We start from the raw sequence: 15,319 nt of genomic DNA on the forward strand, positions 1-15,319 counted from the left end.
GGTCGCCCGCAGTGGCTGCGGCAGGACCGGAAGATCCATGCTCGCAGCGATGCGGGGCGTGTAAATAAGATAGCGTCGCCACTGTTGTGTTTAGGTTATCGTTCGACAGCAGTTTTGTTACACGCGGTCGCCGGTAGGAGCGCCGTCTCGGCGCGAGCTCTTCCGCCTTTATCGCGATTGGACAGGAAGAGCTCGCGGCGGGACGCCGCTCCTACGAAGTCTTTCTTGCCTTTATACCGCCGCGGTCACCAATATCTCGACCAGCCAATGCTCGTTCGCCAATGCCGCTTGCAACGTGGCACGCGGCGGAGCGTTGCCTTCGGGCACCCAGGCTTCCCAGACTTCGTTCATCGGCTCGAAATCTATCAAGTTCTTCAGGAAGATTTCCGCGCGCAGTATCTTGGTCTTGTCGGTGCCCGCCCGTGCCAGCAGCGCATCGATAGCCGCCAGCACTTGCTCGGTCTGACTACGGATGCCTTGTGTGGGATCCTCGGCAACTTGCCCGGCCAGATAGACCACACCGTTATGGACCGCCATTTCGGACAATCTTTTGCCAACGTCGAATCGCTGAATCATGGCGTCACCTCTTTGGTTGTTGCGGTCAGCTTAACGCCGGGAACGCACGATCAGGTAGAGGCTTTTACACCAGTGGCTGCAATGGCCATCTTTCCCGCGCCGCCTAATGCCTCATAGAGCCTAAGTCCTCGGCAAAGCATCCTTGTGGGAGCGACGTAAGTCGCGATGAAGCTTTACTGGTAAAGCCTCATCGCGACTTACGTCGCTCCCACAAGGAATTCATCCGCGCTTTTGTAGAGCCGAGCTCGCTCGGCTGCCCTTTAGGGAAACGATCAGGCAACGAAGCGCCCCAAGGGGACTAAACAACGTCCGCTCTACCAGGACGAAGCCACAAGCGAGCGGCAGCCGCCGACATCGCCAGGACGATCATCAGAATGAGCGTCTTCTGCACCTTGGCTCCGGACGCCGGCGGCCAGAGCACATGCAGCCACAACACCGCATAGCAAGCCAAGGCCCATAGGAATGCCAACGGGAAGCATCGGCGCCAGTACGCGTCACCGCGGAACCGCCAGGCCTGCAACACCATGCCGGTACTGACCAAAAGGAACGCGGAAGAAGCCGCAAGGCCGTGGATGAAGCGGTGCAAATCCGGTGCCCGTTCCGGCAACCAGGAGTCGCCGATCGATACGGCGCTTAGCGCCACCGCGCCGCCCGCCAGCAACAACAACGGCGCCGCGCTGCGGGCGCGCCGTTCCAGATCGGCGTACAGCCCCGCCGCCAGAACCGCGATGGCCAGCGACAGTACGCAGTACATGATTCGCAGCCACAGCCCATAAGGACCTAGCAGATACCGACTAAGCGTGGCGCGTTGCCAATCCAGGTCCACGCGCAAAAACTGCAAGGTGATGGCCGTGACCAGGAAGGCGGCGCTGCACAACAGCGCCACGCCTCCCATGCGCTGGGTGATACGAAAAGAGCCATGGTCGGCCCGCAAGCTATCACTCATTCTTTGTTATGCCCGGTCTTTTGAAAGGAAGTTTGTCCTAAAAACAAGTCTCGTAGGATGGGTCGAGCGCAGCGACACCCATCAGCTCGGATACCGTGATGAGAGATGGGTGTCGCTGCGCTCGACCCATCCTACGGCTACCCATATGGTCGGCGAACAGCGAAGCCGCGATGGCAAGCTTCCTCATGTTGGGCTGCGGTTGATGAAAGGGAGCCTGGTAATAGAACCGTGCAACCGTGCACAAAAGCAGTGGCCCACTGTCCCAAATCGGCTTTGATGGAGAGCGGCGGCAAGCTATGTTTGCTACAAACCGATAACGCGCTGCCAAAGTGTGATTGCCTTTCCGGAGACCTTCTTTTCAAGCCGGTCGGCGTACTGGCCCAAGGATTGCATCTGCCAGCATCGCAGGGAACGGGACTCGACGTTTCCGTTCTCCGGGCTGATACCTTGCCCATTGCGATACGTAGGTTTTCTATATGATGCTCTCAGCCTGGGAGGCTGACGTTTGATGGAGAGTCAACTACACCCATGACCTCGTCCGCCCAATACCCCACCGACGAGAACGGCGAAACTCATCGCCTGCCCCGCCGGATCTACCGGCTGCGCGTGCTTGGAATGGCGCTGGCTTCGCTCTGCGTGGCGGCGGTGCTGCACGACAACCAGGCACCCCTGCCTATCTGGCTGTGGTTGCTGTTCACCGGCCTGGTCTGGCCGCAGCTGGCACTGCTGGTAGCCACCCGCAGCGAAACGCCCTATCACACGGAAATCCGCAACCTGCTGTTCGACTCCACCCTGGTCGGGATGTGGGTGGCGCTGATGCAGTTCAACCTGCTGCCCAGTGTTCTGCTGATCACCCTGGCAACGGTGGACAAGATCAGCACCGGCATTCAGAGGCTGTGGCTATGGTCGCTCGGTGCAATGGCGTTGGGCTGCGTCAGCGCCGGGTTGTTTACCGACTTCGCGTTCCGGCCGGCGACCAGCATGCAGGTGCTGCTCGCTTGCTTGCCCATGTTGCTGATCCATTCCATCGCCGTCAGCCACGCCAGCCATCGGCTGGTCCGCGAGGTCAAACGGCAAAACCGCATGCAGGACGAGTTGAGCCGTGTTGATGTGCTGACCGGCCTGGATAGCCGCCGGTACTGGCTGGCACAAGCCGAACACATACTCCAGCACCGGCATGACAGCGGTGAAACCGCAACGCTGCTGATGATCGATGTGGACCACTTCAAATCCATCAACCAGGCGTATGGCCCCGCGGTTGGCGATGAGGTGTTGCGGGCCGTGGCAACGGTCATCCGTGGCAGCATCCGCAACCTCGACAAGGCGGGCCGTTTCGGCGGAGATGAGTTTGGACTGGTGCTGCAGGGCACCGGTGCGCAGGCTGCGCAGATCGTTGCCGAGCGCATTCGCCATGGGGTGGAAGCGATCGCCACGCCCGGCATTCCCGAGTTGCGCTGCACCGTCAGCATGGGAATAGCCGAGGCGGCGGAGAGCGACACGGACATGCTTGATTGGTTGGAATCAGCCGGTGGCGCCCTGTATCGGGCCAAGGCCGAAGGCCGCAACCGGGTGGTCTGCCAGCCCACCGGGTTAGATGGACCGCGGGTAGAAAACGCCACGCGCTGAGGCGAAGGATCCAGGCGGACTGCTTCTCGTAGAGCCGAGCTGCGCCTCGCGATAGCTCCGAGTCAGTAGCAACGAGGCCGTCGCAACGGCAGGAGACAGCAAATAGCCGTGAAGGCGCTTCTTGTAGAGCCGAGCTTGCTCGGCTGCTCCTTCCTGGGAAACCTCGGCAATCAGCAACACGGAATCTGACGGCAGCGCTGGAGCCAAAAACGACTACGAGCGGAGGCTTTCCAGGCGCTCTTCGTGGCGGTGCGGCAGTTCCAGCACGTTGCTGGCACCATCGTGCAACGGCGCGACTGCGCCCTCGAACATGCAAACACGGTTGCGGCCCATGTGCTTGGCGCGGTACAGCATCTTGTCGGCATGCGACAGCAGCTTGGCCAGGCTGTAGCCGGACAATACGCTGGAGGTAACGCCGAAACTGGCAGTCACGGCAAAGGTATGGCCAGTCTCGCGGGTATCGATCTGCGCCAGGCGCACGCGACAATCTTCCGCGACACGCGTCGCTCCGCGCAGGTCGCAGCCGTACATCAGGATGGCGAACTCTTCCCCGCCCAGCCGACCCAGCACGTCGATGCGCCGGCAGAAGCTCTTGCAGGCATCGGCGACTTCCTTGAGCACCCAGTCGCCAGTCTGGTGACCGTAGCGGTCGTTGACCAGCTTGAAGTGGTCCAGATCGAACATGATCAGCGACACTTCCTCCCCCGCACGTGCGCACTGCGCCAGCGCGCGCTCCGCCTGTAGGGTGAAATGGTGGCGATTGCACACACCCGTCAACGCGTCGGTTTCCGCCATCTGCTTCAGCGACAACTGCACCCGCTTGATCTTGTAGGCCCAATAACCGATCGAAGCCACCAGCATCACCAGCAACATAACGATCAACCGGGTGTTCTGCGCGGACTTCTGGTCGAGCTTGCTTTGTAGCTGGAGAACTTGGTTTTGCTTGTCCAGGAGACTGATCTGCTGACTCTTTTGCAGCATTTCCTGGCGTACGATCTGATAGGCCATCTCCCTGGCCTTAACTTCGTTGAGGTAGGCCTTATCCGCTTCGGCGTAACTTTTGTAGGCCAACAGAGCTGCTTGTGCATCGCCGCGGCGCTGCGCGATTTCGTACATGGTTTTATTTGCGCTCGCCAAAGTCAGGGAGCTGTGAATACTTGTATTCAATGCAATGGCGTCGAGCGCATATTTCTCGGCAGCGGCCGCGTCACCTTTTTCGAGCATAAGCTCGGCCAACAACGCCTTTACTTCACCAATCAGATGTTGATAGCGCGTTGCTTCAATCTCCGGCAAGCGCCTTTCTAGCAGTGAGATGGCCATCTCCCGCTGACCCTCGGCTGCCCATTTTCTAGCCAATGTAATCCGGATGAAGTTGGCAGCGGCATACTCTCGAAGCTGCAAGCATTGATCAATCGCCTCGTTGAAGACAGTCTCATCGCCAGGCAAAATGGCTAGATTCTGCAATGCCTGCAGTTTCACCTGCCTCGCCAGACAAAACGTACGGCCACTTGGTCTATCGCCCAATATTCGCTCAGCATAGTTCAGCGCCAGCTTATGCTGCCCTATCTGGCTATGTATAAGCGCTGCAACGCCTAAGCCCTGGTGCCGCAGCTCACTTGACTGGACACGATTTATAAGCGCCAGCGTTTCTTCCAACTGGCGAAGGCCTTCGACGAACTGTCTATTAAGCGCATGTGCGTTTACTATTAATGCACCCGCGCGGAACTTCATATCAATGTTCGCCGACGCAGCGATCAGTTGACGAGCTTCCGGAATCGCCTGCTCTGGCCGCCCTTGAAAAACGCGCGCGTAAGCATTTAGGTATTGCAGGTGCTCTTTTTGAGGAAGACTTGCCTTTTCTTCCCTCGCATTGAGCTGCCCCAGGATTTCCTGAAATGCTTTCGGGTCGGAACTACGAGCGGATTCTGCTTGGCGAAGGCGCTTTTCGAACCAATCCGAACCTTTAGCTTCGAGGGGCAGCAATGCCGCCCCCAAAACTATAACCAAGCCGATCACGAGACTGCGCACAAACATATCCGCTCCTTGCCGCTCTCGCGGCGTACGGCACTATTCCGTTGCGGGCGATTCTTCTTCCACGGGCTGTTCCGTGTCTGATTGGTCATCCTCTTTCCGCATAGGCTCTTGATCGGGAGCCCACACCATGCAGGCCATTGCTGGACGTCCGCCTAGCAAATCGCCTAGTGCAGCAACATTCCTATCCAACAAGGCTTGCCTTTCTTCATCTCCAACCTCGAGAGAGCCCACAGCGTTCGCGTAATCTGCGGCAGATACTTTGCCGAACGCCGGTTTGCTGCCAAGCGATTCCATAAATCGAATAGTCTGCGACATCAATTCCCCCTACCAATTCAAATAGCCTACGAAATTATGGCTAGGACAAGGTTCTACACCCTTATATCGTTTGCCTACAAACAGCAATTGATCTACAGCCAACTAACCTGACGGTCCAGCCCCCTTGCTTCTAGCCTATCCTGCCAGGAGCTTCCAGCCATTATGCCGGGTTTACTCCCCCTGGGACACATGGCCTTAGCAGCCGAAAACCATTGATAGTAATGGCCCCATGATCACCGAACGGCACTAGAAAGGCGATGATGTGCTTCGCCTGCCCATCCCCTTACCAGCTTACTGGACCTCCGGGCGGGTTACCTCAGTCCTGTAGTCAATGAACAAGGCAGTTGGACCTTCAGATCAGCCGTTCTCCTGCAGTCCTGCCAGCCGGTCCATTATTGCCTGATTGATCTGCATGGCCTGGGCCGGAGGTACTACCAACGTTGTTTCCTGCGTTAGCTTGATCGCCGTCAAGTCGGAAAGTCGCAAGCGCTCTGTGCGGGGCGACGCAATGGGCAAGGTAGCGGCCTCATAGGCGATCACTTCATGATCTCGTGGGTAATCCTGAGCCAATAGCTCTACAAGCAATTGACGAAAAGCTGCCCCTGTTGAAAAGCGGGCTAGGGTCCGGTCGCCAGCCACCCCTACCTGCCAAAGAATCAGATAGGCCGAGGGATCGATGCGGCGCTGATAGAACATGAACTGGCTAGCCTCGTAGTGCTGGCAACCGAAGGTTCCCGGATCGATACCCAGGTCGGCGTATAGGCAATCCTCCGCCGACACAGCAGCTTCCATCACCGCGTCAAAACCTTCCGAACGCGCCTGCGTAATTGCCGTGTGCGGCACCAACGCAAACACACCCGGATGGCCGTAGAAGGCACCGCAGACCTGCTGGCCAGCACGGACCTCCGCCAGCATCGCATTCACCATTTGCCTGTAGGTCTCGCTGCGCGGCTTACCTTCCCGATAAAACGGCTGCAAGCTGCGCACATCAGCGTGCATGTCCTGCACCCACAACTCCACCAGCGGGTCCGATGCCGCGACAAAAACTACGTCTGCCTGCTCTATGTAATTGCGAGAACGCGGCGCTAGATGCGCACCCAGCGTCATCCCCAAGCCAACACAAGCCAGCGCCCCCTTTTTTACGCCCACGGTCCCTTCCGAATCGAAATCCCAACTAAGCAAGAGTGCCCCAAGCCTGGGACTCCGGCAACGACGAATTATCCGTGCCGGTGCTGCCGATGATAGTGGCCTACGGTTACCGATTGGATACCTGGTAAACCCAGGGAGGGCAGACGCACCTTGCTGCACCGCAGCTTTCCCTAATGGCCGATGTTCGCGGCTGCCCCACGGTGGCCTACTGCGACGGTCATTCGACGCGCCCCTCCCCAGCCCGTCACTTGCTGGTCCGCGTCAGCCATCTGGTCCATCACCATGAGGAGCTGCCTGCGTGATCTACTTTTCTCTCTCTTCCTCTCCAGCTGCCGTCCACGCCACCCGCGGCGCAACGATCTTCTCTTCGTCCGCTCGCCCGACGCCCCGGTGGCGAACGGTCGCCGTCGGGCTCTGCCTGTTCGCAATGAGCCTGGCAGCGCCGGCCTGGGCGCAGACCGAGGTCACCGGCTTTGGCAGCAACCCCGGCAATCTGCGCATGTTCAAGCACGTTCCCGCTGGGCTGCCGGCGAATTCGCCCTTGGTCGTCGCTCTGCACGGCTGTTCGCAAAGCGCCGCCAGCTACGACGCCGAAACCGGCTGGCAGATGCTGGCCGACCGTTGGCAGTTCGCTTTGGTGTTGCCTCAGCAGCAGAGCACCAACAATTCCAGCACCTGCTTCAACTGGTTCGAGAGCGGGGACACAGCACGCGGCCAGGGCGAGGCGCTGTCGATCAAGCAAATGGTCGACCGCATGAAGGCCGATCACGGCAGCAATGCCGCCCGGGTCTACGTCACCGGCTTGTCCGCTGGCGGTGCGATGGCAGCGGTGATGCTGGCGACCTACCCGGACGTCTTTGCCGGCGGTGCCATCGTTGCCGGGCTGCCCTACCGCTGCGCCACCAGCCAAAGCACCGCTTTCAGCTGCATGAACCCAGGTAGCGACCTCAGCCCGGCGCAGTGGGGCGACAAGGTCCGTGCCGCCAGCAGCCACAGTGGTCCCTGGCCGATCGTCTCCATCTGGCATGGCGACGCGGACTATGTGGTGCGCCCGGCCAACCTGACCGAGAGCATGCAGCAATGGACCAACGTGCATGGCATCGACCAGACCGCCGATGTCAGCGACACGGTGGCCGGTTATCCGCACGCGGTCTACAAGAACGCAGCAGGCCAGCCCAAGGTGGAAACCTATCTGATCACTGGCATGGGCCACGGCACGCCGGTAGATCCCGGCACCGGCGAAAGCCAGTGTGGCACCGCAGGCGCCTACATCCTGGACGCCAACATCTGCTCCAGTTACTACATTGGCCACTTCTGGGGCCTGGATAACCTGGACGGGACACCACCCACGACTACGCTGACCGCGCCGGCAAACGGTGCCAACGTCAGCGGCACCGTGGCCGTCAGCGCGACGGCCAGCGACAACATCGGTGTGGACCGGGTGGAGTTCCTGCTGGACGGCGCCCTGCTGGGCAGCGATTCCACCGCGCCTTATTCCCTGAATTGGAATACCGCCACTGCCACCAGCGGCACGCACACCCTGCAAGCCCGTGCTTTCGATCTGGTGGATAACGTGGGTACTTCCGCCGTCATCACGGTCAATGTGGTGGATGGTGGCGGGGGTGGCACGCCCTTGGTTGCCGAATTCAGCAACGAAGACGCCAACGATGGTTACGTGAAAGCCAATGCCAACGGCAGCGCACCGGCGGTCGGCACATTGGAGGCGTATTCGGGACTGGCGCTGGGTCGCGGCACCGACGGCAAATACAACCGGGCGCTGCTGTCGTTCGATACGTCGTCGTTGCCGGACAGCGCCACCGTCGTTTCCGCTACCGTGACCGTCACCTACCGCAGCGCTTACGGCGATCCCTGGTCCAGCCCGGCGGGCAACACGCTCACGATAGATGCCCACTTGGGATGCCGCAGCGCCTGCACCATCGAGACCGGTGACTACGCCGGCTCCATGACCGCCAACGGTGTCGCGCAGCTGCAGCGGTTCACCGGCGGCAGTCAGATCAGCAATCTTTTCTCGGGCGCCGGTCTGGGCGCCATCAATCGTACCGGACGGACCCAGCTGCGCTTGCGCTTCAGCGCTCAACCCACGGCCACGAATTACCTCTGGATCGATAAAGGCGCCAGCGCCAAGCTGCGGGTGGAATATCTGCCCTGAGTGCTAAGGCCTGGCGGACTTCATTTCCTGTAGGAGCGGCGTCCCGCCGCGAGCTCTTCGCTTTTATCGCGGTCTGACAGGAGGAGCTCGCGGCGAGACGCCGCTCCTACAAGGGCTCCAATAGGTCCAGCGTCGAGCGCGGACCTAGTCGCCAAGCGCTACACTGTTGGCGAAACGCCATCGCCTGTTCCTTGTGCGTTGGGCATCCTTATCGATCACCATTGGAGACGTTGCTATGAGCAAAGGCATGGACCAGAAGAAGAACCAGAAGAAACAGCCTGCCAAGACGCCGCAGGAAAAGCGCGCGGCCAAGCAGGAAAAGAAAAACGCCAAGAAGTAACCTGATCGGAATGCGGTGGTAGTCGCGCCGCATTCCGACAGTCCATGCGCCGCTCACGCTGCGCATTTTCCGGACGCTCTCTGCCCACGCGCCGATGCAACGTCGGCCACAAGCCTCCTGATTTTCCCCGCGTCCGCTGATGATTTGCATCGATACTGCGCCCTTCCGCGTTGGCACGTTCGGCCTGTGAAAACGCGCGGGCTCGAAGCACCCCGGCTTGGATCGGCCGGCTCTCAGAAGTAAATCCCACCTTCTTCAACTGGCCGTAAGCGCCGCCTCTTCGCGTTACCTCCTACAAAGGGGTTTTTGTACTACGCAGGGGAGTTGGCAAGACCATGGACAAGATGACCTGGGTGACCACTTGGGAAGCCTGGCGGGCGGCTATGGGCACGCCCAGCAGCCGCCAGCGCAAGCAGGTGGACAAGTTCCTGGAAACTCATCCGTCCATTCTCTATTGGGGAGATTCGTGGTTCAGCACCATGCTGTATCTCAACCTGGCGCGGCAGAGCATCCGCCGCATCGACGGCATGGGCATCCTGATTGGCAAGCCGGGGGCAACGGCTGAGCGGCTGTTCGCGCCGTCGGAGGTAAAAGAAAAAAGCGGCCGCCTGAAGCGGTGGCCGTTCGACTTGGTGTGCCTGAGCGCCGGTGGCAACGATGCGTTGTCGGAGAGGCTGGAGGCGGTGTTCAAGGATTGGGTGGAAGGCGCCCGCAGCGACAAACTAACGCCCGAACAGGCTTACGAAATATTGTTGGAATCCAGCGTATTTCCCACCATCCGCCAGGCCCACGTGCGTGTTCTGGAAGCGATCAAACGGGTGCGGGAAGACAGACCCAACCTGCGCGTGCTGGCGCATTCCTATGCACGGATCACCCGCATTGGCGCCAAAGCGGACCTGACCGTCGGCAACATCGGCCTTATCGCCTTGTTGAAGGGCGAAGCCGGGCCGTGGCTGTGGAAAGTCATGCGGCACGTCCTGCGCGACGAACAAGCCGCGCGGGAATTCGCCGACAAACTGCTGGTGGACGGCCTTCTTGAATCGGTCTTGCATCCTCTTGCATCGCCGGAGCAATACGGCAGCTTTTTCAGCGTCGCGGATTTCTCGGACGTGGAACAGGCACAGGCAACAACCTTCTGGAACGACGAAATTCACCCCACGGAAGAAGGCTTTGCGGTACTGGCCGAACGGCTGAATGTATCCATCAGATCTCTGTTGCCGGCGCATAAGCGCGATGCGGTCGTCTAGGGCGACCCAAGCCATAAGCGGCTATCGCGGCCGGACCCCAGTTCAGCGAAGTGATTCGTTGGCGGTTGGACCTCAGGACACTTGTAGGAGCGGCGTCCCGCCGCGAGCTCTTCCTGTCAGATCGCGATAGAAGCCAAAAGCAACTGAAGCCTGGCTGTTCGCCATCCGTGCGCGCTGCGGCGCGTTCTAGACCGCGCGCACTGAGCAGCTACGGTGGCGCGCTCGCGGCGGGACGCCGCTCCTACAAGGCCCCAAAACGGTCGCTTTTTTGCAGTTTCGGCACATGGCGGAACGCTGAAAAAGGTCTAGACTCTTTCCGTCGACGTTACGCCCTTCACCGCGGAGGGTACCTATATGATGACCTGGGCATTCGCTGCCGCATTGGCACTCTCGCCGGTGGTGCCAGTACCGGTCTCGCCTCCCGTCGCTCCGCCCCCCAGCCCCGAACAGGTGCTGGCCATACCCGCCGAGCTACGCTCCAAATTCCAGCATCAAGTGTTGGATCAAAGTCGCTCGCCGACGCGGCGACTGAATCTGCTGGTCGATTTTTTGTTCGAAGATGACGGCTTGGCCATGGAGTACGAACACGACGCCACGTATACCGTCGAACAAGCGTATCGCACCCGCAAAGCCAACTGCCTGACGTTCACCTTGCTGGCCATCGCATTGGCCCGCGAAGCGGAACTTGAGGCGTATGGTCAAGACATCGAAGACACTTTGGTATGGCGCCAGGAACAAAACACGATTTACCGCACCACTCATGTCAACGCGGGCATACAGATCAAGCGGCAGCGTTACAGCGTGGACGTGGCGTGGGATTCGGTGATCGCACGCAACCCGCCCGAGCGTATTCCTGATCAACGGCTCCTGGCTCACTTCTACAACAACCGCGTTGCCGAACTGATGGCCCAGGAACAGCTGGAAGCTGCTGTCGCGTACGCAGCGCTATCGTTGCAGTTGGACCCCGGTTACGCGACCAGCTGGAGCAATGCCGGCGTACTGCACATGCGCGCGGGCCGCCAGGCTGTAGCCGAGCGCTATTACCGCCGGGCATTGGAGCTGGAGCCGAAGCATCCCGGAGCATTGTTCAACATGGTGGGCTTCTATCGGCGTACAGGCGATCAGGAACTCGCCGATGAATACCAGCAGCGACTGGAAAAAGCCCGGCTCAGGGATCCGTTCCATCAATTCCTGTTGGCATCGGATTACGAGCGCCACGGCGATTACGCTCGCGCCGCGGAGCACTACCGCCGTGCCATTGCCCTGCACGATACCGAACACCGCTTCTATTTCGGGTTGGCCCGCGCATATCTGCAATTAGGCCAAGCCCGCCGCGCAGGCCGTGCCCTGGCCCGCGCACAAGCACTCAGCAATGGCGCCACGCAAGCGCTCTACCAAGCAAAACTGGATAACCTGCGTCAGCTCTGGAAGTAGAAAAACGCAGCCAACCAGAGGGCCGAATCAGTCCCGCATCCGTGTATCGGTGGCCACCCAATTCACCTCCCACGTCTTGCCGCCATCATCGGAGAACGCCTGCTCGAACCGGCATGAATCCTGGGTGATATCGGAAATGACGAACCGAACCAGGATGGCGCGGCCGTTGAGCGTCTCCTGGCCGTAGAACTCACCCCGCCCGTTCTTGAATTCGCCATATACCGGCGGGCTCAGCGTGCCACCGGCACTGTTGGAGAAATTAAGGCTCCATTGTTTGGCGTCCGGGTTGTAGAGGCGTAGCGACAAACCTTCGATGCGGCCGGATGGTCCCTCGACCTCCAGCTCCACCAGATTGGCGCGGCCGTCCCAGACCTTTCGTACCACTGTCGTACCCTCGTACTCCACCCAGGTATTGGAACCCGTCAGCGGGCGCAGACGGCGCGACAGCTTGGTCTTCCAGGTGCCGATCTCGAAATCGAAATCCCGCTGCCCATCGTGCTGCGCCGTCGCTGAAGATTTCGTTTTGGACGCATCCGCCTGTGTCTGCGAGAAGCCTGTCAAAGGCACTGCGCCGGCAAGCAAGCCCATTACTAGGACGCAAGTGGAAAACTTCGTGGATGTGGGCATGACAGTTCCTTTGGTCTGGAATCGCTTTGCGATCTAGCTTGGTAATCCTGTCGAGAATATCGGCCGCGCGGACAGTTACACAGAACCAATTGATCCGGTGCTTCTAATTCCCAGAGAGCCAATCTCAATAGCCTGGGCCTTGAACAATGCGATCCAGGAAGCTGGAATCCGCTACGAGGTCGACAACACCGCATGTTTACCGCTTCCATTTCGGATTCGCGCAAAGCTTCATATCGGCGGGTAGCAGCGGGTGTACTGAGCCGGTGAACACCCCACCAGCGATTTGAAGTCGCGGATGAAATGCGCCTGGTCGAAGTAACCCAGCTCCAATGCCAGCGCCACCCAATCCACCGTGTCGCCCTCATCCAGGCGCGCCAGTGCTTCGTGCATGCGGTAGCGGTTGATGACCCATTTGGGGCCAATGCCCACGTAATCGTTGAACAACCTTTGCAATGACCGAACGCTGATACTCCAGCGTGTCGCGGCATCGTCAAGCGTGCGGATGCCGCGGTCGTCGGAAATGCTATCCACGATTTCGCCGACACGTCTCACCGGTTCTTCCATGGGCGGCAGGCACGAGCCAAGAAATGCACTGGCAGCCTCCACTTGGCCAGCGTCGCTGGACTGCGACAATACCGCCGACTCCAGAGTCGCGCCGCTGGCGCCAAACACATCGCAAAGCGCCAACGAGCGGTTGCGCAATGTCGATACCGGCCCGCCCAAGAAAGGATGAAAGCCGCCTGGCCGGAACTTGATGCCGAATACCCCACCACTGCCCTCCAGCACCCGGGTGAACCGGCCCGTATGCAATCCCTGCACGCGCGAGTTCCCGGGTTCGATGACCACATGTACGTTCGGGTGCGGCAGCGTCTCGCGGACCTGCGGCGGCCCACCCTGCAGGTCCCAGCGCACGATCCAGAAATGCTGCACGACATCCGCCAACACCGCTGGCGGCGCGAGCCGCGCATGATGGAACGCACCGGATGCCGGTGGATGACGCAATAGACCCCGCGCCTTGCCCACGCTGCGCTCATTCATCGGACGTGCTTCCGGCGGCCGCTCGCTGTCGTGTTTTTACAATCACGCTCCCTCCCTCTGTGTTCATATCCCGCCACCCAACCCGCGCACCCGAGTTCCACATGAAAGCCTATGCCATCTTGCTGCTCGCATTTGCCGTTTACCCGGATGGCACGGCCGCGCAAACCCCCAAGGAGTCCTTTTCCATGCAAGCCATTGGCACCTTTGACGTCAAGGTAGTACCGCAAAGTCCCGACAACGCTCCCGCGCAGGCCTCCGGGGTAGCTCGACTATCGCTGGACAAACAATTCCACGGCGATCTGGAGGCCACCAGCCAGGGTGAAATGCTGGCGGCTGGCGACGGAACACAATCCGGCGCCTATGTGGCGATAGAAAAGATCACCGGATCACTGCATGGGCACAGCGGCAGTTTCGCGCTGGTGCACCGGGCGCTGATGGTCCAGGGCACGCCGCAGGAATGGACAGTGGTGGTGGTTCCGGATTCCGGGACGGGTGCTTTGCGAGGCATCAGCGGATCGATGCGTATCGAAATCACCGAAGGCAAGCACTTCTACCAATTCGACTACGTTCTGCCCCATGGTGAAAAGGCTGGTAAGCCGTAACGAGAAACGCCCAGGGTGGATTTCCCCGAGGACAGCGCGCTTCTCGTAGAGCCGAGCTTGCTCGGCTGCTCTTCGATCCGCACCCGTTCAATGCGCCTCCGAATTAAGAGCAGCGGAGCAAGCTCCGCTCTACGTGAACGCGCCGGCATGGGCTCGAAACCAAGCACTTCGACCCCCACTCAACCCTCGATTTCTGTTCATAAAACCCGCGTGAGGCGCGGCGGCGGCCCGGGGGCGTACACTGGTGGGCCCCAAATGACCGAGATATCCGCTTGGCAAAGCCCAACTACTCCTTCGAAAAGCGCCAGCGCGAGATTGCTAAGAAGAAGCAACAGGACGAAAAAGACGCCCGCAAGCGCGAGGCCCGCGATGCTGCCAAGGCGGCTGCGGATTCCGCTCCGAAGCCTCCGTCTCCTGGCAGCACCTGACGGGCTGATGTCCTTATAAGCACAAGCGCGGGCCATCGGCACCGGTGTAACCGCCTTGATGCTCGTCTTCCGCAACGGACTGGTTTAACTACATACGTACGCGGACCGGCGAGGCGCCGGGTGTGTTCCGGCCAAGGCCAACGCTACTGAGTATCCGCGGCCCTGACAGCGATAAGCGGCGAACCGGTCGACGGCAACGTCGCTAGTGCTGAACAGTGAACTAAGCGCAATGCGCGGTCTGTTCCGTCTCTAACAAAGACCGGCAAGCGCCGTCGTCGACCTCGCGCACCTCGCATTCGATATCCCATTCGTCGCCGTGGACCTCCAGGAAGCGCCGGCCCCACTTGATCGCCTCTTCCCGGGTCTCGACCTGGATCAGCGCGAATCCGCCGACCACTTCCTTGCTCTCGCTGAACGGACCATCGATCACGCTCAGCTTGCCCCGGTTAAGGCGAATGCGTGCGCCCTCGGAAGTAGGCCGCAAACCGGCGGTATCCAGCAGCACCCCTGCCTGGGTCATTTCCTCCATCAGCTTGCCCATATCGGCCATGAGCTGCTCGCTGGGAACCAAGTCCGTGTTCTCGTTCACCCGGATCATCGAAAGGAATCGCATGTCTAGCTCCTGTTGTGTACCGGAACGGCACGACCATTCGCGCCTCCCTGGAAAAGCGTCGAACGGGAGACGCGGGATTCGACATAACGGGATCAAGGATTGGCAATTGAAAGGGACGTCCCCTTATGTAGGAGCGGCGTGAGTCGCGATGGGGCTTTACCATTAAGGCCCCAT

The 15,319-nt window shown here is 60.1% G+C and carries 13 protein-coding genes; 5 read left to right on the forward strand and 8 right to left on the reverse strand.

What is annotated here, in order from left to right; all coding sequences use genetic code 11:
* Positions 1-231: 231 nt before the first annotated feature.
* Positions 232-576 (reverse strand): RidA family protein, encoded by a 345-nt coding sequence (locus AB6O04_RS11055; RefSeq protein ID WP_368563939.1) that lies wholly within the window; start codon positions 574-576, stop codon positions 232-234.
* 298 nt (positions 577-874) lie between these two features.
* Positions 875-1,522 carry a DUF998 domain-containing protein gene (locus AB6O04_RS11060; RefSeq protein ID WP_368563940.1) on the reverse strand — a complete coding sequence of 216 codons (648 nt, stop codon included), beginning with the start codon at positions 1,520-1,522 and terminating at the stop codon, positions 875-877.
* Positions 1,523-2,050: 528 nt separating this feature from the next.
* Here AB6O04_RS11060 and AB6O04_RS11065 point away from each other — a divergent pair.
* Positions 2,051-3,148 carry a diguanylate cyclase gene (locus AB6O04_RS11065; protein ID WP_368563941.1) on the forward strand — a complete coding sequence of 366 codons (1,098 nt, stop codon included), beginning with the start codon at positions 2,051-2,053 and terminating at the stop codon, positions 3,146-3,148.
* A 213-nt stretch (positions 3,149-3,361) separates the two neighbouring features.
* Here AB6O04_RS11065 and AB6O04_RS11070 read toward each other — a convergent pair whose 3' ends face one another.
* From AB6O04_RS11070 to AB6O04_RS11080, 3 genes are all read right to left on the reverse strand, one after another.
* Complete coding sequence (locus tag AB6O04_RS11070) at positions 3,362-5,182, reverse strand: diguanylate cyclase (RefSeq protein WP_368563942.1); 1,821 nt, start codon at positions 5,180-5,182, stop codon at positions 3,362-3,364.
* A 33-nt stretch (positions 5,183-5,215) separates the two neighbouring features.
* The gene (locus tag AB6O04_RS11075; RefSeq protein WP_368563943.1) at positions 5,216-5,497 is read right to left on the reverse strand and encodes a hypothetical protein; all 282 of its coding nucleotides are present in this window, start codon (positions 5,495-5,497) and stop codon (positions 5,216-5,218) included.
* A gap of 357 nt (positions 5,498-5,854) precedes the next feature.
* Positions 5,855-6,646 carry an SAM-dependent methyltransferase gene (locus tag AB6O04_RS11080; protein ID WP_368563970.1) on the reverse strand — a complete coding sequence of 264 codons (792 nt, stop codon included), beginning with the start codon at positions 6,644-6,646 and terminating at the stop codon, positions 5,855-5,857.
* Positions 6,647-6,944: 298 nt separating this feature from the next.
* Here AB6O04_RS11080 and AB6O04_RS11085 point away from each other — a divergent pair, with 298 nt between their 5' ends.
* From AB6O04_RS11085 to AB6O04_RS11095, 3 genes are all read left to right on the forward strand, one after another.
* On the forward strand, positions 6,945-8,816 hold the full coding sequence (locus AB6O04_RS11085) for a PHB depolymerase family esterase (RefSeq protein ID WP_368563944.1): 1,872 nt from the start codon (positions 6,945-6,947) through the stop codon (positions 8,814-8,816).
* Positions 8,817-9,491: 675 nt separating this feature from the next.
* The gene (locus tag AB6O04_RS11090; RefSeq protein ID WP_368563945.1) at positions 9,492-10,403 is read left to right on the forward strand and encodes a hypothetical protein; all 912 of its coding nucleotides are present in this window, start codon (positions 9,492-9,494) and stop codon (positions 10,401-10,403) included.
* A gap of 354 nt (positions 10,404-10,757) precedes the next feature.
* Positions 10,758-11,837 carry a tetratricopeptide repeat protein gene (locus AB6O04_RS11095; RefSeq protein WP_368563946.1) on the forward strand — a complete coding sequence of 360 codons (1,080 nt, stop codon included), beginning with the start codon at positions 10,758-10,760 and terminating at the stop codon, positions 11,835-11,837.
* Between the two features lie 27 nt (positions 11,838-11,864).
* On the opposite strand, the gene AB6O04_RS11100 is transcribed toward AB6O04_RS11095, so the two are convergent.
* Together AB6O04_RS11100 and AB6O04_RS11105 are read right to left on the reverse strand one after the other, a co-directional pair.
* Positions 11,865-12,464: a hypothetical protein gene (locus AB6O04_RS11100; RefSeq protein WP_368563947.1), complete on the reverse strand. Its 600-nt coding sequence runs from the start codon at positions 12,462-12,464 to the stop codon at positions 11,865-11,867.
* A gap of 228 nt (positions 12,465-12,692) precedes the next feature.
* The gene (locus AB6O04_RS11105; RefSeq protein ID WP_368563948.1) at positions 12,693-13,502 is read right to left on the reverse strand and encodes a DUF6597 domain-containing transcriptional factor; all 810 of its coding nucleotides are present in this window, start codon (positions 13,500-13,502) and stop codon (positions 12,693-12,695) included.
* A 101-nt stretch (positions 13,503-13,603) separates the two neighbouring features.
* Here AB6O04_RS11105 and AB6O04_RS11110 point away from each other — a divergent pair, with 101 nt between their 5' ends.
* Positions 13,604-14,104: a DUF3224 domain-containing protein gene (locus AB6O04_RS11110; RefSeq protein WP_368563949.1), complete on the forward strand. Its 501-nt coding sequence runs from the start codon at positions 13,604-13,606 to the stop codon at positions 14,102-14,104.
* Between the two features lie 648 nt (positions 14,105-14,752).
* Here the strand turns inward: AB6O04_RS11110 and AB6O04_RS11115 are convergent.
* Positions 14,753-15,145 (reverse strand): YciI family protein, encoded by a 393-nt coding sequence (locus tag AB6O04_RS11115; RefSeq protein ID WP_368563950.1) that lies wholly within the window; start codon positions 15,143-15,145, stop codon positions 14,753-14,755.
* Positions 15,146-15,319 lie beyond the last annotated feature (174 nt).

Origin of the sequence: Pseudoxanthomonas sp. UTMC 1351, from assembly GCF_040948865.1 — a bacterium.
Classification (GTDB): domain Bacteria; phylum Pseudomonadota; class Gammaproteobacteria; order Xanthomonadales; family Xanthomonadaceae; genus Pseudoxanthomonas_A.